This window comes from Flavobacterium arabinosi, assembly GCF_048158725.1.
GTDB lineage: Bacteria > Bacteroidota > Bacteroidia > Flavobacteriales > Flavobacteriaceae > Flavobacterium > Flavobacterium arabinosi.
This window is the reverse complement of record NZ_JBLNKX010000003.1, coordinates 454,190-472,794: the sequence shown is the minus strand read 5'-3', so window position 1 is coordinate 472,794 and position 18,605 is coordinate 454,190. Positions and strand designations below refer to the sequence as shown.

The window sequence follows — 18,605 nt, the reverse complement described above, 5'->3', positions numbered from 1 at the left end:
ACCTATCATTAGTTGTAATTCCAATTTGTTACTTGTATTTCAAAAATCTATTTACCAAGAAAAAAGCATTTAAAACAAAAGAGCTACTGCATTTTATATTTCCTGTATCCTTTTTTCTATTAGGAAGTATACTTAATTATCAAAAACTCCCTCTACAAAACACAAAAATTTTTCTCTATATTCTTTTTTTTGTTTTTGTATTGTCCTATAATATTTTATCCTATCGGACATTGAAAATTAATGTTTGGACAAAAAAAGGGGAAATAAAAGCAATTAAAAACCAAAAAAAATTAATTAGTAAATGGACATTGTTTTTATTTATCTCACTTATATTAGTATCAATTAGAGTTCTTTCATCACTTTTTATAGAAGTGTATTATAATCAAAATACAAAGGGCCATAGCTATCAATGGATATCCTCTTTTATTTGGCTATTAATTTTAATTAAAATATTAATCTCCCCAGAAATACTATATGGCTATAATGCTCTTAATAGGAAAATAAATGAAAATAGGAATACTAATTTAATTTTAAATAAAATTTGGAAAATAGCTCCTAATATCAATTTAAACAATGCCCAACACCTTGTTTTAAAAGAGAAAATTGATACAAATATTTTAACATATATTGAAGAAATTGAAAAGTTATCTTTTGAATATGAATTATTTAGAGACTCAAAAATGACAATTTCCGATTTAGCAAGTAAACTAAATATACCTAAAAGTCATATCTCTTATATATTTAAATACCATTCAACAATTTCCTTTTCGGAGTATAAAAAGGCAATCCGAATTCGTGATGCAATGAAGTATATCGAATTAAACTATCTAAAAAATAACACTTTAGAATCCTTATCCAAAAAAGTTGGATTTACTTCATACAATCCATTTTTCACAAGTTTTAAAGAAATTTCAGGTGTTTCTCCATTAGAATATTATAAAAAGGGTAAAGTGGAATTTGATTAATAAAAAAAGGTCCAACCTTAAAGTGAACTGCCCCCAAAAAGTTAGACACTATTTGGGGGCAGTTCAAGTTGAACCTTTTTTATGTAATTAACTAAGCTATTATTTCTTATAATACTTTCTGTATTTTGGATAGGAAATAGCTCCAAATAAAGCTATTGTTCCTAATGAATACCAAATCCAATCCAATGATTTCGCTTCACCACTTGCGTAAGAATGCAATCCTACTAAGTGGAAATTAACGCCGTAATAGGTAAATAAAATCGATACGAAAGCAAACATACTCATCAGGTTAAAAACCCACTTTCCGCGTAAAGAAGGAACAAATCTGGCATGAATCACAAAGGCATAAACCATAATACTAATTAAAGCCCAAGTTTCTTTAGGATCCCAACCCCAATAGCGTCCCCAGCTTTCATTAGCCCATTGTCCGCCAAGGAAGTTTCCAATAGTAAGCATAATCAAACCAATAGTCAATGACATTTCGTTGATATACGTGATTTCCTGAATATTCAAATCCATTTTGGTTTTGTTTTTTTCATTGGTAAATAAAATTAACAATAAAGAAACAGCACCTAAAATCATTCCTAATGCAAATGGTCCATAGCTCGCAACAATTACCGCTACGTGAATCATTAACCAATATGAATTAAGAACAGGCTGCAAATTAGCTATTTCTGGATCGATCCAATTCATAAAAGCCGCAAACAAAATCATAGAAGTTACAAAAGCCGAAGCCGCAACCGTAAGTTTTGATTTTCTATCAAAAGCTAAACCAAAGAACATCGTCGCCCAAGCCACATAAATTATAGATTCGTAAGCATTACTCCATGGTGCGTGACCAGAAATGAACCAACGGGCTATTAATCCAAGGGTGTGCAAACCAAATAATATTCCAATGATTACATGAAAGGAATTGATCACAATACGCAATATCTTTTTCTCGAAAATAATGTTAAGTATAGTAAAAACAAGCATCAAACAGCCAATTGTTAAATAAGCTATGAAAAGATTCTTGAAAATATCAGATTTATTATATACAATTTCCAGTGATATTTTGTCTTCACTTGGCCTTACTTTAGCTCCAAATTTTTTCTGAAAACCATTTATACTTTCTAATAATTCGTTTGCCGTTTTATAATTTTTGGTATCAGCTGCATTTGTCAAAGTTCCAAAATATAATGGCAGTACACTTTTAGTATATGTGGCGTCCATTCCTTTCATTCCTGATTCATTCAATTCTAAATAGGAAATCCATTTGTTATTCGCATCGTTCGGAATAGGGAAAATCTTTAAAATTCTTCCGCTTAACGCCGATTCCATAAGGTTTACCTTCTTATCCGTTTCGATAAAATCTTTTTCGAATTGATTTGGATTAGCTGTTTTGAAAGCATCATCAAGATAGGGTGACAATTTATAATTTCCTTTTTCGTCAAAAAAAGCTATAAAAGGAGCATATTGTGCTTCTTTATCAATTCCGATAATTTTACGGATACTATCATTTCCAGCTTTTATATAGATGATGGGAACTTCAATCCAAACCTTGGCATATTGCGTCATAGACAACAATACCTGATCAGAATTCATGCCCTTATAGGTTTCCATATGGCTTACTTTTCGAAGCAATTCAGATGAAAAAGTATTAACAGGCTTCATTCTTCCTCCTCCATCTTGAATAATCAATCGCCCAAATTTAGCCGCATGTTCTTCTGTAACTTTGTATTTATTCAACAAAGAATCAATCTGTTTCACGTTTGGAACTTGATGCTGATGCTCCTCATGACTTTGGGAAAAACCATTAAAACTGAATAGCAAAACCAAAATAGTCAGCAGGTTAGCCTTCTTCGTTTTTACTATTTCCAGTTTTCTTTTCAAATCAGCAAAACGAGAATATTTGGTAAACATAATCGACATCATAGCAAAAAACAACATAAAATAACCGCTGTAAGTTATGCAGGTTCCCCAGAAATCATGATTTACGGATAAAACCGTTCCTTTTTCGTCCGGATCGAATGAAGATTGAAAAAAGCGAAACTGTTTGTAATCTAAAACATGATTCATATAAATTCGGGCATCAAATGAGTTTGCGGAATCCTGAACCGTAACTTTGCTTTCAAACGAAGAATAGCTTTTTTCCGTTCCTGGATATTTTTGGGCAATAAATTTATTCAGTTTTATCTTGAATGGCAATACATAAGCTTTGCTTCCGTAGAAAAAAGTATAATCAATATTCCCTATTTTAACGGTTTTTGATTCTCCAACTTTACCTTTAGAACCAACAACTGTTACTTCTTTTTCTTTTCCGTCTGCAATCACACTTAAAACCAAAGCATCATCATGATTCTTGGCCTTGAAATCATTTTTAGATTCATAATCAATCACTCCTTTTACAGCTGGATCGGGAAATACAAATCGCATTTCACCAATAGTATATAGGGATCGCATCATTAATGGTTGCGCAGCGTCTTTAATCACCTTTCCTTGCATTTTATCAGCCATACGCATAAAATTACCTTCAAATGGTGTTTGAATAGTACTAGTATCACCTTTAATACTGATATTTATAGCTCCTTCGGTATATTTATTCAATGAAAATAAAACGTTATGAATATTTTGAACTTCACCTTCTTTGAGCATGTGTTCATGACGTCCGCCATCTCCCGCTTCTACAATTTTGAAATATAAAGAACCTTTTGGATCTGGTTTTATGTATTCTTTAGCGCCCATGATGAAGTTTTTGTATTTTACTTCAAAATTAGTATTGGCAAATTTATCTGAAATGGTGAAATTATTATTGGTAACCGGCGAAAGTAACAATGGCTTTTCAAAAACTCTACGTTTCATTTCCCCCTTGTAATCCCCATCTACAAAAACAGTAAGGAAGGTTTTATCTGAAAAAACTTGATTTTCTGCTGCGCCTTCGCGAATGGGCATTACTCCTTCATAACTGATATATCGGGTTACGAAGGCTCCGAAAAGGATAAAAACAAAAGCCAAATGAAGCAATAAAGTAGCCCATTTTTCTTTTTTCAAAAGCTGGTATCTTTTAATATTTCCAATGAAATTAATCATAAAAAACACCATTATGGCTTCAAACCACCAAGCATTATAAACCAAAATTTTTGCAGTGTCAGTATTGTATTTGCTTTCGATAAAAGTTCCGGTACCCATTGCGATTGCAAATGTTAAGAAAAGCATAGCCATTAATCGTGTAGAAAACAAAATAGAGAATATTTTTTTAATCATTTGTAAGGAATTGCGTTTAATAAAAGTGCGACAAAAGTACTTAAAAATCTTGACTTCTATATTCGTACAATTGTTAATTAAATCCAAAAATACCCCTTTCTATTTTTCGATAAAAAAGCATATTTTAATGCTAATTGCGGTTTATTTGCCGTTCAAAAATTGAATAAAACCCTTAATATTTTTTTGCTAATTTTGTCAAATGATTAAAGTAATTATTATTGGCTCAGGAAATGTAGCGCAACATTTGATTGCGGCATTTCAAGATTCTCAAAATTTGGGATCAGAAATCGAATTGGTTCAAGTCTTTTCGAGACAAACCACGAATCTATCGCACTTACTGGATTATGATAAAATCACTGATGATTGGAATACTTTGGCAGAAGCTGATTTGTATATCATAGCAGTTTCTGATGATGCGATTGCCGATGTTTCTTCCCAACTTCCGTTCAAAAACCGTTTAGTGGTTCATACTTCTGGAAGTGTTTCCTTGAATGCTTTGGATGACAATAACCGAAAAGGAGTTTTTTATCCGTTACAAACATTCAGTAAAAACAAAGCCGTCGATTTTAAAACCATACCAATTTGTTTAGAAAGCGAAAATGCAACTGATTTTCAATTATTGGATAAAGTGGCAAAAGCAATTTCCGACAAAGTTTCCGCCATCAATTCGGAACAACGCAAAGCATTGCATGTTGCAGCGGTTTTTGTCAATAATTTTGTAAATCATTTGTATGAAATAGGAAGCGAAATTTGCCAGGAGCATCAGGTTCCTTTCGAAATTCTAAAACCTTTAATTGCAGAAACTGCCGATAAAATAATGGTGCTTACTCCGGAAGAAGCGCAAACTGGACCGGCAAAACGCAATGATACCGCAACTATTGAAGCGCATGAAGCTTTTCTATCCAATGAAAATTACTTAACAATTTATAAAACACTAACACAATCCATACAGCATAATGGCAAAAAGTTATAAAGAAATGATGAATGATATTACTACGTTTATATTTGACGTAGATGGCGTACTTACCGATAGCTCTGTTTTTATAACCAACGAAGGAGAAATTCTGCGTACCATGAATATTCGTGATGGTTATGCTATGAAAGCTGCTGTAGATAGCGGTTATAATGTTTGTATTATTTCAGGAGGGAGCAATGAAGGTGTTCGGGTAAGACTTAGAAATCTTGGAATTACTGACATTCATTTAGGAGTACCAAACAAGGTGGAAACATTCGATGAATATACGGATGTTTACCAAATAAATCCAGAACATGTTTTGTATATGGGTGATGATATTCCAGATTATCATGTGATGAAATTAGTGGGACTACCTGCTTGTCCACAAGATGCAAGCCCGGAAATCAAGGCGATTTCAAGGTATATTTCACATAAAAATGGTGGAAAAGGTGCTGCTCGCGATGTAATCGAACAAGTCATGAAAGCACAAGGAAAATGGATGGCGTATTTTGATGGAAAACATGATTAAATTTTAGATTACAGAATTTAGATTTTAATCTAAAAATAAACTATTCTTTTTTCTAAAATTTTTAATTTTTAATAATGAACTTTTTAAAACTCATCCGATATCAAAATTTACTGATGCTTGCCTTTATGCAACTCGTTTTCAGATATGGCTTTTTCAAATTTCAAAATATCCCATTGTCATTAGCAGATTGGCAATATTTATTATTAGTCCTATCCACCGTTTTACTCGCAGCGGGTGGTTATGTAATAAATAATATATTTGACCAAAATACGGATAACGATAACAAACCCAACAACATAATTGTTGGTAACAGTATTTCTGAAGCAAAGGCTTACAATATATATGTTGCGCTTAATTGTGTTGGTGTTGGCATTGGTTTTTATTTGTCGAATGTCATACAGAAACCAGGATTTGCCGCTATTTTTATTTTGATAGCCGCTACACTTTATCTTTACGCTACAAGCTTAAAACAAATGGTTCTCATCGGAAATGTAATTGTGGCTTTATTACTTTCTTTCAGCGTTGTTATCATAGGAATTTTTGATTTATACCCTGCTACCTATGAAGGGAATCAGGCACAAATGGCTGTAATTTTTTCTATTCTTTTAGACTATGCGATTTTTACTTTCTTTCTTAATTTCATTAGGGAAATCGTTAAAGATTTAGAAGATGTAAAGGGAGATTCTAATCATGGAATAAATACTTTACCGGTAGCTATTGGAGTTAACAAAACCACAAAAATAGTTTTTGCATTAAGTTTTATCCCTCTAATAGCAATTCTTTTTTACACCTATAATTATTTGTTTCTTTTGACGTATACAACCGTTTATTTATTGACTTTTGTAACGGGGCCACTTCTCTATTTTACGATAAAAACATGGAGCGCAAAAACAAAAAATGACTTTCACAAATTGAGCTTACTACTGAAATGGATTCTTCTTTTCGGAATTATCTCCATTGGAGTTATCACTATAAATATGAAATATAATGCTTAGAAATAAATTAAAAAAATACAACCTGATTCTAGCTTCAGGTTCTCCAAGACGCCAACAATTTTTTAAAGATTTAGATTTGGATTTTGAAATCAAGCTAAAAGAAATTGAAGAAATTTATCCTGCAGAATTAAAAGCTGCAGCAATTACCAATTACTTGGCTGAATTGAAAGCCAGCGCTTTTGAAGGCGAATTGCAACCCAATGATATTCTCATAACAAGTGATACTATTGTTTGGCATAATGACAAAGCTTTGGGCAAACCAAAAGATAAGCAGGATGCTTTTGAAATCCTAAAATCATTATCTAATACTACCCATGAAGTGATTACCTCGGTTTGTTTTAAAACGACTTTAGAAACAACCGTTCTTAATGAATTGACTAAAGTTACGTTTAATGAATTAACCGACGAAGCCATTTTATATTATCTTGAAAATTACAAGCCTTTTGACAAAGCGGGCGCTTATGGAATTCAGGAATGGATTGGTTTTATAGGTGTTACAAAAATTGAAGGGTCTTATGCTAATGTTATGGGTATGCCAACTGATAAAGTTTATGAATATTTAAGTAAATTAGCATAATTAATTATGGATATGATTTTATTTCAACAATACACAAAAGAACTAATTGCAACTGGAATACTAGTTATTTTGTTCGTTTTATTGCGTATTATCACTTCAAAACTGGTAAGACGCTATGCTAAATCAAGTCGGACTATTGAACATCGAACTAATTTAGTCATCAAATACATTCATTTATTCATTAATATACTGGCAATAAGTGCTCTAATCATAATTTGGGGAGTTCAGACCAAAGATATTTTTATTGGACTTACCTCAATAACCACTGTTGTAGGCGTCGCTATGTTTGCCCAATGGTCTATTTTGAGTAACATTACATCAGGCATTATTTTGTTCTTTTCGTTTCCTTTTAAAATTGGTGATGTTATAAAAATTCATGATAAAGATTTTCCTATTGAAGCTGAAATTGAAGATATTGGTGCTTTTCATGTATTCTTAAAAACCAATGATGGGGAAATGGTAATTTTTCCTAATAATTTGCTTTTGCAAAAAGGGATTTCAATTTTAAAAACCCATTTTGAAGATAAAGAATTCGTAGATTAATTTTTCTTTTAAATACCTTGCTCTTATTTATCTATGGCTAAATTTATAGTTTTATTAAGTGGAAATTATATAACTATTTTTTAAAAATATGTAACGGTTTAAATTTATTATTCTATCATATTTGCTTGTTAAATTTTAAATTTCCATACTTAATTTTTAATAAATAATAAATACAACGAAAATATGAATGATACCATAAAACTTCCATTCTACGCAAAACTTGCATTTATTTTATTGAGCTTGATTAGTTTTGGATATATTTTTTATATCGGTCAGGAAATTTTAATTCCAATTTTATTGTCTTTTATATTTGCTATAATATTAAGACCAATTGCCCATTTTATAAGACATAAACTCCGTTTTCCACATGTCATAGCAGTTATGATAACTGTTCTGCTGTTTATTTTACTCTTTATTGGACTTTTTGCATTTTTATCCATTCAGATTAGTGAAATGGCTAATGATTTTAATAAAATAGAAAGAAACATTTCCATCCACATTCATAACATTCAACAATATATCCGGGAACATTTCAATATAAGTTCCAGGGAACAAAAACAATATTTGGACACTGCTACTGAAGATTCAATGGAAAAAGGAAAAGAAATGATAGGAACGACCTTAATGTCCTTTACGGATACGCTCCTAAACCTGATTTTAATTCCTATTTATACTTTTTTAATCCTTTTGTACAGAACCCATTTTATGCTGTTCTTTTCTAAATTGATAAAAAAAGAGTATCACCCTAAATTGCAGGATATTTTATCTCAGATAAAAGTAGCCGTAAAAAGTTATATTGTTGGTTTAATTATAGAAATGATTATGGTTTCCATATTAACAACGGTTGGATTTATGATAATAGGCGTTAAGTATGCTATTTTATTGGGAATTATTACGGGTATTCTAAATTTAATCCCCTATGTTGGAATATTGTTTGCAGGTGCTTTAAGTATAATAGCATCGCTAACTGGATCACCCGACTTATCCATAATTGTTGGTGTAATTGTAGTCAATATAATTGTACAATTAATTGATAACAATATTTTAGTGCCATTGGTTGTGAGTTCAAAAGTACAAATAAATGCATTTGTTTCCATTGTTGGGATTATTATAGGCGGTGCAATTTCAGGAATTTCAGGAATGTTTTTGGCTATTCCCATAATTGCCATTCTTAAAGTAATTTTTGACAGAATAGAATATTTAGAACCTTGGGGTTATTTGATGGGAGATGATTTACCAAAAACATATACTTGGCGCAATATTAAATTACCTCTTTTTGATTCGGAAACATCCGCAAAAAAAATCATAATCAAAACAGATATTACAGTGCCTATGTTTACAGAAACAACCACCGAAAATGATATCAATCGTTCTGAAAATTAATTGCTTAAATTTTCAAAATCTATCTTTCAAAGCTAATTTTTTAACATGTTTCAAAAACAAAAACTGATTTTAATTTTTTTACTCTTCTGCTGCTGTCAGATTTCTTTTTCACAGGTAAACAAGCCAAAAAAAGATTCTACTGAAGTATATAAGGATATTCAAACCTATTCAAAAAAAAGAAAATTCACTAAGTTAATGCATAAGTTAATTTTTAGACCTGTTAATTTAAAAGTTAAAAAGGAAAAAGTAGTTCGAAAAAAATACTTCGCTTTTGAAAGCAGAACTATCCGAAATATCAAAATCGTTACGCTCGACCCTTTTGGATTTTCAGAAATTGATACTACCAGAGGACCTCGAAATTGGGCGGAAAGAAGCGGAAACAGAATTCACATTAAAACCAATAGGCTGGCTATCCAGAATTTATTGCTGATAAGAAAAAATGAACCTTTAGATTCCTTATTAGTTAAAGAATCCGAACGTTTAATCAGAACTCAAAGATTCGTAAGCAGAGTTAGTATAACGCCTCAATTAATTAAAAATAATCCAGATTCGGTTGACGTTTATATTCGTGTATTAGACACTTGGAGTATAATACCAAAAGGCTCCATTTCAAACTCGAGAGTTAGTTTCCAACTGAATGAACGTAACTTTTTGGGCTCAGGACATGAAATTGACAATGAATTCAAAAACAGGTTCAGTGACGGGAAAAATGCGTATCATTTCGCCTATATCATTCCCAATATCAAAAATACATTTATCAAAACAACATTGAGATATCATATTGATTTGGATAATTATTATGCAAAAAGTATCAATATTGACCGTCCTTTTTATTCCCCTTTTGCAAAATGGGCGGCCGGAATTTATGTCGATCAGCAATTTAGAAAAGATACCCTTCAAGATTTTAATTTGATATATGCTAACCAAAATTTCAAATACAATTCGCAAGATTTATGGGTAGGACATGCTTTTCGTTTATTTAAAGGAAACACGGAAGGCGACAGAACTACCAATCTAATTTTATCCGGAAGATTTTTAAATATAAAATACATTGAAAGTCCTACAGTAGCATACGATCCAATTGATTTCTATTCCGGAGAAAAATTTTTTCTTACCGGAATTGGTGTTACTTCTCGAAAATTTGTGGAAGACAAATATATTTTTAAAAATGGAATAATAGAGGATGTTCCAATTGGGAAAATTTATGGAATTACTGGAGGTTATCAATATAAGAATAGTACTGGGCGTTACTATTTGGGGGGTAGAGCTGCATTCGGAAATTTTTATAAATGGGGGTTTTTAAGCGTTAATTTTGAATTAGGTTCCTTTTTTTATAAATCGAAAACAAACCAGACTGCTTTTTCTTTTCAGGCAAATTATTTTACTAATTTAATTACTATTGGAAAATGGAAATTAAGACAGTTTATTAAGCCTCAATTTATTTTGGGTATAAACCGTTTAAATTCTATTGGTGACCAACTCACAATTAACGAAAATTATGGGATTTCAGGTTTTAATAGTGCCGAATATGGGACCAAGAAAGCGGTATTGACTTTACAAACTCAGGCTTATTCCCCTTGGGATTTATGGGGATTCCGCGTAAATCCTTATTTCAACTATTCAATTGCAATGCTGGGAACTGCTAAAAAAGAAATTAGTAAAAGTAAAGCATATTCTAAAATTAGCATCGGATGTATTATTAATAACGATTATTTAGTATTTAGTTCTTTCCAAATATCGTTATCCTACTACCCTTCCATTCCTCGTGCTGGCGAAAATGTTTTTAAAACCAATTCCTTTGAAACCACCGATTTTGGATTTCAGGATTTTGAATTAGCTAAACCTAGAACTGTGATTTATAAATAAAAAGGCATCTTTTAATATTCTATTTTAGAATACATTGCAGTAAATTCAATATTTTATGATAAGGTGTGAATTATATAATTTTAAGCAGTAATTGTATAAGTCATTTTCAAAGTATCTTTTTATCTTTACAGTAGTAAAAAAGACTAACTAATACTAAAAAAACAAGATGAAAAAAATTTCTTTCTATTTAATGATGATGGTATTGTCATTAACTGTAGTCCCAACAACAACTTTTGCTGCTGAAAAAAATCCAACAACAGTATCAAATAACCCTAAAGAAGTACCTGAAGAAGTTAAGGTTTTACTTTCTCGTTTAGATGAAATAAAAGCAATGGACAAATCTTCCATGAAATCATCCGAGAAAAAAGCGCTTCGTAAAGAAGTACGTGCTATTAAATCTGAACTAGCATCAACAGGAAACGGTGTTTATTTATCTGTAGGAGCAATCATTATCGTTATCCTTTTATTGATTCTTTTATTGTAATCAGGGTTCAAAAATAAAATTTTAAAGAGAAGCTATACACTTCTCTTTTTTTTATGAAAACAAAGTCTCTATTTAAATGGTAGAGAAATTAATTGGCATAGTTGTTGAATTTACACAAGAAATAGTAGCATGTAGAGTAACTATTAAATAAATTATTAATTAAATTTTTGAAAAATGAAAACATTAAAATTAATCGCAGTAGGAATAATCCTTTTAGCATCAAGTGCAATACACGCTCAAGTTTCCGTAAACGTAAACATAGGTACACCACCATCATGGGGTCCTGTAGGATATTCTAACGTAGACTATTATTATTTACCAGATGTAGAAGCATACTATGATATAAGAGCCACTCAATTTATTTATTTTGGTGGAGGAAGATGGATTCGTTCAAGATACTTGCCTGGACAATATAGAAACTATGATTTGTATAGTGGATATAAAGTTGTATTAAACGATTATCATGGTTCAAGACCTTATAGTAACTTTAAAAATCATAAAGTAAAATATTATAAAGGATATCACGGTGCACCTCAAAGATCAATAGGTTCAAAAGGGAATAATAAAGTATATAAAAATAAGGGTAATAATGACAAGCACGGTGGAAACGACAACCACGGTGGTAATGGTAATCAAGGTGGCGGAAAAGGCAACCAAGGTGGTGGTCATGGAAATGGAAAACATTAATCCGAATTCCTGCAATCAAAAAGAGAGTCCCAAAAGTTTGGGACTCTCTTTTTTTATATAAACTCGAACAAAATGATTTAAATTTTTTTTTTCTAATTTAACTTCAAGCATCTTATTATTGGTATGCTTATTTTTGAAGTTTTTAATAATACAATTCTGCTATTCAATTATATGAAATTTATTATTAATTATTTCTTATATTTACAATAACAATAATGTTAAACCATAAAACCACAACCAAGATGAAAAAAGCTACCTTTTATTTAATGATGATGGTATTGTCATTAACTGTTATCCCAACCACAATTATTGCTGCTGAAAAAAATCCAATTACAGTAACAAGCAATACTAAAGAAGTTCCTGAAAATGTAAAAAAAATGCTTTCTCGTTTAGATGAAATCAAAGCAATGGACAAGTCTTCCATGAAATCATCGGAAAAAAAAGCACTTCGTAAAGAAGTACGCGCTATTAATGCTGAGTTAAGATCAACTGGAAATGGTGTTTATTTATCTGTAGGAGCAATCATTATCGTTATCCTTTTATTGATTCTTTTACTATAATCCAATTTCTAAATAAAAAAAAAAAGAGAAGCTATTTTAGCTTCTCTTTTTTTTTGGAAAAGACGCAAATATTTTAATTAAATGTTAATTATTTTATACTGGCACAGTTGTTGGTTTTATAAAAAAGTATTACCATAAAGAGTAAATATAAAATTATAAATCTATTAAATATTTGAAAAATGAGAACATTAAAATTAATCGCCGTAGGAATAATACTTTTTGCATCTAGTTCAATACATGCACAAGTTTCAGTAAGTTTAAACATAGGTTCACCACCTTCTTGGGGTCCGGTAGGATATGCAGAAGCCGAATATTATTATTTGCCGGATGTAGAAGCCTATTATGATATAAGAGCCACTCAATTTATTTATTTTGGTGGAGGAAGATGGATCCGATCAAGATATTTACCAGGACAATATAGAAATTATGATTTGTACGGTGGCTACAAAGTAGTATTGAATGATTATCATGGTTCAAGACCTTACAGAAACTTCAATAATGATAGAGTTAGGTATTATAGAGGTTACCAAGGTAGAGAACAAAGAAACATAGGTTATAGCAACAATCGCAGAGGAAACGATAACCGTAGAGAATTTGATAATCGTAGAGGAAATGATAATCGTAGAGAATACGATAATCGAAGAGACAATGATAACCGAAGAGGAAATGAAGGACATAATAATGGAAGAGGAAACGGAAACGGCAGAGGAAATGGTCATGGAAGAGACTAATACTTTATAAGTTATCAAAAAAAGAGAGAGCCAAATTGGTTCTCTCTTTTTTTTGATAATATTGTCCCGTCCTGAAATAGAATATTCACACTATTATTAACCAAACGTAATAATCGACAAACGCAATCTTAACTCTAGTTACCTATTATAAAACTAAATTCAATAAATACTTATCAGTTGGTTAGTAGATTTAAATTAAACCCCTTAAAACAATCAAATTTTAAGGGGTTTACTATTTTTAATTTAAGCTTCTATACTCATTTGGTGTAAAACCAGTATTCTTTTTGAACATTCGATTAAAATGCTGAGGGTATTTAAAACCTAGTTCAGATGCAATTTGGCTTATCGATTTTTCGGTATCGAAAATTCTTTCTTTCGCTACATCTATTAATTTTAATTGCATATGTTCCTGAGCTGATTTCCCAGTCTCTTTTTTGATTAAATCTCCAAAATAATTAGGAGAAAGATGCAAACAATCAGCAAAATATCCAACAGAAGGAAGCCCTAAATCCTGAAGTGTTTCTGACTGAAAATAGGTATTCAATAAGTTTTCAAATTTTGACAAAACATCAGTATTAATATTCTCTCGGGTTATAAACTGCCTGTCATAAAACCGAACACAATAGTTTAACAACAACTCAATATTATTCGCTATGATACTTTTGCTATGCTTATCAATAGATTGACTTAGTTCATATTCCAGTTTACCAAACAAGTCTTTTATAATTTGTTGTTCTTTTAAAGACAAATGAAGTGCTTCATGTGACTCATACGAAAAGAAAGAATAGTGACTCATGTGTCTCCCTAATGCTGTTCCTTTTATTAAATCAGGGTGAAAAAGAAGTGCCAAACCTGAAGGTTGATAATTCTCTTCATTATTAACTTCTATAACTTGTCCGGGAGCAACAAAAACGAGCGTTCCTTCATCATAATCATAGCTGTTACGTCCATACCTCAATTCGCCACAATTTCCAGCTTTTAAAAAAACAGCATAAAACCCAAAATGCAGACGACTGTGATTGGGTAGTGCCTTTGTTTTCGAATTATCAAAAACACTTATTAACGGATGTTTAGTTTCAATTTCTTTCAGTTCATTGTATTGAGAAATTTTTTCGAGTTTTATGATCTGTTCCATAATCCTATAACTTTAGATTTATTATGCAAATATAGCACGCAGATTGTTAATACGTTAACTCCATTATTCAAATCAGTAATAATGGTTAGAACTACAGTAATCCATATACCAAATAGAAACTGCTATTGAAGGAACTTTGTATTATCAAAAATTCTACTGAAAAGAATTGAACAAAATCATGTAAAAATGAAAACAAGAAAATTAGGAAATAGCGGATTAGAAGTATCCGCTTTAGGAATGGGAGTTATGAACTTAAGCTTTGGAACAGGTAAAGCTGTTGAAAAAAGTGAAGGTGTCAAAATTATTAGAGCAGGTGTAGAAAGAGGCATTACTTTTTTTGATACCGCTCAAGGTTATGGTCCTTACGTAAACGAAAAACTTCTTGGAGAAGCATTAGTCCCTTTTAGAAAAAACGTAATAATTGCTACTAAATTTGGTTTCAAATTAGAAAATGGAGCTATTACCGGAACAGACAGTCGCCCAGAAAACATTAGAGCGGTTGCGGAAACCTCTTTAAAAAGTTTAAAAACAGATTATATTGATTTATTTTACCAACACAGAGTGGATCCTACTATTCCAATCGAGGATGTGGTAGGAACACTTAAAGATTTAATCAACGAAGGTAAAATTCTTCATTACGGACTTTCAGAAGCTGGGGCTTCAACCATTAGAAAAGCTCATGCCATTCATCCAGTTGCTGCTGTTCAAAACCAATACTCTATTTGGACAAGAGAACCAGAATTAGAAGTGTTACCCTTATGTGAAGAATTAGGAATTGGTTTTGTGCCTTGGGGACCACTGGGAACAGGTTTCCTTACAGGAACAATAACTCCTGATACTAAATTCGACAGTGCTACAGACCTACGAGCTAGTTTCCCTCGATTTACAAAAGAAGCAATGAAAGCCAATATGCCAGTTGTCGATATGTTGAGAGTAATTGCAAAAGAAAAAAATGCAACACCTGTACAAATAGCACTTGCATGGTTGCTGGCACAAAAACCTTGGATTGTACCAATTCCTGGAATAGACAAAGTAGAGTACATTGATGACAACATCAAATCAGTTGATCTTGTATTAACTACTGAAGACCTTAACTACATTGATAATCAATTATCAGAAATAAAAATTCAGGGAGCAAGATTAGATGAAGGTTTACTTTCAATGTCTGAATAATGAATTTTAAAATAATAATCAATAATTATATAAATATGAAAACCTATCTTTTATTTATTGTTCTTTTCATCAACTTTCAATCTTTTTCACAAACATCTTCTGAAAAAGAAATATTAAAATTGTCTGCAAAAATTTTCCAATGGGAAGTAGACAATAAAATTGATTCTTTAGCAAACGTTTTTCATGAAAAGTTCGTCGTCCTCAGCTCAGATGGAAGCAGTCAATTTAAAGATGGCTATCTAAATAGATTAAAAAGTGGTAATTTTATTCATGAGAGTATAGATGTAGAGGAAAATGCGGCTACCGTTACTGGTAATACAGCCATTGTTACAGGTAAAGGTAAATTTGCAGTTAGCATTTCAGGTAAAAAAGTGGCATTACGTCTTTCATATATTGAAGTTTTCACTAGGGTAAATCATAAAAAACCTTGGCAAGTATTGGCTATGAAAGCAAGTATTATTCAATAGTGGTCCAAATTACATTGGAAATTATATGAAATTTTTAATCAAACTAATAAGTATCATGTGTGCCATGTCTACCCCTACTATTTTTGCTCAATCGGGAGCTGAAAAAGAAATCCTCAATTTATCCTTAGAAAAATTCCATTGGAAAACTGAAGGAGATTTTGATGCCATTGAAAATCTATTTGATGATGAATTGGTATTTGTCCATATTACTGGACATATCACCACAAAAAAGGATTGGATGAACCAATTGAGAAGCGGAAGTTTTGTTTACAATAAAATTGAACAAAAAGAAGCATCAGTAAAAGTATATCGTGATACAGCGGTATTGGTAGGTAAAGCAAAGTTTACTATAAATGGCGGAAGTGTGTATCATTTAGTTTACACCGAAGTATATACCAAGAAAAACGATAAATGGAAGTTGGTAAACCTACATACCACTTCAGGTTATTAAAAACTATTCAAATTAAAACATAAAATCATGCAAAAACGAATATTAGGAAATAACGGATTAGAAGTTTCAGCTCTTGGAATGGGTTGTATGGGCTTAAATTTTGGTTATGGCCCTGCTACAGATAAACAACAAGCAATACAATTAATCAGGGGCGCCTACGAACAAGGAGTTACCTTTTTTGATACGGCTGAAGCTTATGGCAAGGAGAATGAAGAATTAGTTGGCGAAGCCTTGGCGCCTTTTCGTAAAGAGGTCGTTATTGCTACCAAGTTTGGATTTAAAGAAGGAGATTCAAGTAAAGGACTAGACAGTCGCCCTGAACGTATAAGAGCAGTAGCAGAAGAATCATTAAGACGACTAAAAACAGATGTGATTGATTTATTTTACCAACATAGAGTAGACAATAATGTACCTATGGAGGATGTTGCAGGTACAGTTAAAGACCTAATTCAAGAAGGAAAAGTAAAACATTTTGGACTTTCAGAAGCGGGTGTTCAATCTATTCGTAAAGCCCATGCGGTACAACCTGTGACCGCTTTACAAAGCGAATACTCCATCTGGTGGAGAGAACCTGAATTAGAGATTTTACCAACACTGGAAGAATTAGGAATTGGCTTTGTTCCTTTTAGCCCATTAGGTAAAGGTTTTTTGACCGGTGCCATCAATGAAAATACAAAATTTGACCCTACTGATTTTAGAAATATTGTTCCTCGTTTTAGTGAAGAAAATAGAAAAGCCAATCAAAAACTAATAGATTTATTAGGTACGATTGCTTCTCAAAAAGAAGCGACTCCTGCACAAATTGCATTGGGATGGCTGTTGGCACAAAAAACATGGATTGTTCCCATTCCCGGAACTACAAAATCACATCGATTGACTGAAAATATTGGAGGTACATCTATTGATTTATCTGCCAGTGATATTAAAGCAATTGATGATGCCTTTACTAAAACCAAAATTCAGGGTGACAGATATCCTACTCATTTACAACAAAGAGTAGGGAAATAAAAAATAAAAAAAATGAAAAAAGTAAATGTAATAGTAGTTATTGGTGCCGGATCAATTGGCCAGGCAATTGCCAGACGTGTTGGAGCAGGAAATCATCTGCTTCTCGCTGATCTTCTCCAAGAAAATAGTGATGCAGCTGCAAAAGTACTCAGCGAAGCGGGCTTCGTAGTGAGCACTACAATTGTTGACGTATCATCGAGAGAATCGGTTCAAGCTCTTGTTGAAACTGCTACAGCAATTGGAAATATCACCGGACTCATTCATGCCGCTGGAGTTTCACCTTCCCAAGCCTCTCCATCAACAATTCTACACGTTGATTTATATGGAACAGCTCTGGTATTGGAAGAATTTGGGAACGTCATTGAGGACGGCGGTTCCGGTGTAGTGATAGCTTCACAATCAGGGCATCGCCTACCATCACTTACGCCAGAACAAGATAAAGCTCTTGCCACCACGCCTACTGATCAATTGTTATCCCTTGCTATGCTTCAACCTGATCAGGTGAAAGATTCACTCCACGCCTATCAATTATCCAAAAGAGGAAATTCCCTGCGAGTAAAGGCAGAAGCAGTGCGTTGGGGTAAACGGGGTGCCCGAATCAATACCATTAGTCCGGGAATAATCTTTACACCTCTTGCAAAAGATGAATTAGAGGGACCGCTAGGTGCTGGCTATCGCCGAATGATCGAAATATCCGCTGCTGGTCGAGCCGGAACACCTGATGAAGTTGGAGTTTTGGGCGCTTTGTTGATGGGACGAGACGGTGCCTTTATAACAGGAAGCGACTTTTTAATGGATGGCGGTGTAACCGCAGCCTATTGGTATGGTGAATTAGCTCCTAATTAGTAACAAC

19 protein-coding genes are annotated in these 18,605 nt (G+C 32.3%); 17 read left to right on the top strand and 2 right to left on the bottom strand.

All coding sequences use genetic code 11. The annotated features are described in order from the left end of the window. Positions 1 to 230 precede the first annotated feature (230 nt). The gene (locus ACM55K_RS08735) at positions 231 to 965 is read left to right on the top strand and encodes a helix-turn-helix domain-containing protein (RefSeq protein WP_416849855.1); all 735 of its coding nucleotides are present in this window, start codon (positions 231 to 233) and stop codon (positions 963 to 965) included. A gap of 99 nt (positions 966 to 1,064) precedes the next feature. Here ACM55K_RS08735 and ACM55K_RS08730 read toward each other — a convergent pair whose 3' ends face one another. After that, positions 1,065 to 4,208: a cytochrome c biogenesis protein CcsA gene (locus tag ACM55K_RS08730; protein ID WP_416849854.1), complete on the bottom strand. Its 3,144-nt coding sequence runs from the start codon at positions 4,206 to 4,208 to the stop codon at positions 1,065 to 1,067. A 199-nt stretch (positions 4,209 to 4,407) separates the two neighbouring features. Here ACM55K_RS08730 and ACM55K_RS08725 point away from each other — a divergent pair, with 199 nt between their 5' ends. The 11 genes from ACM55K_RS08725 (at position 4,408) to ACM55K_RS08675 (ending at position 13,518) form a co-directional block, all read left to right on the top strand. Further along, positions 4,408 to 5,181 (top strand): Rossmann-like and DUF2520 domain-containing protein, encoded by a 774-nt coding sequence (locus ACM55K_RS08725; RefSeq protein ID WP_416849853.1) that lies wholly within the window; start codon positions 4,408 to 4,410, stop codon positions 5,179 to 5,181. Further along, a complete protein-coding gene (locus ACM55K_RS08720) occupies positions 5,165 to 5,692 on the top strand; it encodes a KdsC family phosphatase (protein ID WP_416849852.1) in 528 nt (175 codons plus the stop codon). The genes ACM55K_RS08725 and ACM55K_RS08720 overlap by 17 nt, the downstream gene beginning before the upstream one ends. 74 nt (positions 5,693 to 5,766) lie before the next feature. After that, positions 5,767 to 6,687, top strand: coding sequence for a geranylgeranylglycerol-phosphate geranylgeranyltransferase (locus ACM55K_RS08715; protein WP_416849851.1), 921 nt, complete (start codon positions 5,767 to 5,769; stop codon positions 6,685 to 6,687). After that, positions 6,680 to 7,264, top strand: a complete 585-nt coding sequence (locus tag ACM55K_RS08710) for a Maf-like protein (protein WP_416849849.1) — start codon at positions 6,680 to 6,682, stop codon at positions 7,262 to 7,264. Before ACM55K_RS08715 ends, ACM55K_RS08710 begins: the two co-directional genes overlap by 8 nt. Before the next feature lie 12 nt (positions 7,265 to 7,276). Beyond that, positions 7,277 to 7,807, top strand: a complete 531-nt coding sequence (locus ACM55K_RS08705; RefSeq protein ID WP_416849934.1) for a mechanosensitive ion channel domain-containing protein — start codon at positions 7,277 to 7,279, stop codon at positions 7,805 to 7,807. A gap of 183 nt (positions 7,808 to 7,990) precedes the next feature. Beyond that, complete coding sequence (locus tag ACM55K_RS08700; protein ID WP_416849848.1) at positions 7,991 to 9,190, top strand: AI-2E family transporter; 1,200 nt, start codon at positions 7,991 to 7,993, stop codon at positions 9,188 to 9,190. A 195-nt stretch (positions 9,191 to 9,385) separates the two neighbouring features. Next, entirely contained in the window at positions 9,386 to 11,056 is a 1,671-nt protein-coding gene (locus ACM55K_RS08695; protein ID WP_416849847.1) for a BamA/TamA family outer membrane protein, read from the top strand. Between the two features lie 166 nt (positions 11,057 to 11,222). Further along, positions 11,223 to 11,540 (top strand): hypothetical protein, encoded by a 318-nt coding sequence (locus tag ACM55K_RS08690; protein WP_416849846.1) that lies wholly within the window; start codon positions 11,223 to 11,225, stop codon positions 11,538 to 11,540. Between the two features lie 174 nt (positions 11,541 to 11,714). After that, positions 11,715 to 12,227 (top strand): hypothetical protein, encoded by a 513-nt coding sequence (locus tag ACM55K_RS08685; RefSeq protein WP_416849845.1) that lies wholly within the window; start codon positions 11,715 to 11,717, stop codon positions 12,225 to 12,227. 242 nt (positions 12,228 to 12,469) lie between these two features. After that, complete coding sequence (locus tag ACM55K_RS08680; protein WP_416849844.1) at positions 12,470 to 12,787, top strand: hypothetical protein; 318 nt, start codon at positions 12,470 to 12,472, stop codon at positions 12,785 to 12,787. A gap of 179 nt (positions 12,788 to 12,966) precedes the next feature. Beyond that, on the top strand, positions 12,967 to 13,518 hold the full coding sequence (locus ACM55K_RS08675) for a hypothetical protein (protein ID WP_416849843.1): 552 nt from the start codon (positions 12,967 to 12,969) through the stop codon (positions 13,516 to 13,518). A gap of 238 nt (positions 13,519 to 13,756) precedes the next feature. Here ACM55K_RS08675 and ACM55K_RS08670 read toward each other — a convergent pair whose 3' ends face one another. Beyond that, on the bottom strand, positions 13,757 to 14,653 hold the full coding sequence (locus ACM55K_RS08670; RefSeq protein WP_416849842.1) for a helix-turn-helix domain-containing protein: 897 nt from the start codon (positions 14,651 to 14,653) through the stop codon (positions 13,757 to 13,759). Positions 14,654 to 14,839: 186 nt separating this feature from the next. On the opposite strand from ACM55K_RS08670, the gene ACM55K_RS08665 reads away from it, so the two are divergent. From ACM55K_RS08665 to ACM55K_RS08645, 5 genes are read left to right on the top strand one after another with little or no spacing between them, the layout of a single operon-like run. After that, entirely contained in the window at positions 14,840 to 15,826 is a 987-nt protein-coding gene (locus ACM55K_RS08665) for an aldo/keto reductase (RefSeq protein WP_416849841.1), read from the top strand. A gap of 35 nt (positions 15,827 to 15,861) precedes the next feature. After that, positions 15,862 to 16,293, top strand: coding sequence for a nuclear transport factor 2 family protein (locus tag ACM55K_RS08660; protein ID WP_416849840.1), 432 nt, complete (start codon positions 15,862 to 15,864; stop codon positions 16,291 to 16,293). A 25-nt stretch (positions 16,294 to 16,318) separates the two neighbouring features. Beyond that, on the top strand, positions 16,319 to 16,744 hold the full coding sequence (locus ACM55K_RS08655; RefSeq protein WP_416849839.1) for a nuclear transport factor 2 family protein: 426 nt from the start codon (positions 16,319 to 16,321) through the stop codon (positions 16,742 to 16,744). Between the two features lie 27 nt (positions 16,745 to 16,771). Then, positions 16,772 to 17,752: an aldo/keto reductase gene (locus tag ACM55K_RS08650; RefSeq protein WP_416849838.1), complete on the top strand. Its 981-nt coding sequence runs from the start codon at positions 16,772 to 16,774 to the stop codon at positions 17,750 to 17,752. A 12-nt stretch (positions 17,753 to 17,764) separates the two neighbouring features. Continuing rightward, entirely contained in the window at positions 17,765 to 18,598 is an 834-nt protein-coding gene (locus ACM55K_RS08645) for an SDR family oxidoreductase (RefSeq protein WP_416849837.1), read from the top strand. Positions 18,599 to 18,605: the final 7 nt, after the last annotated feature.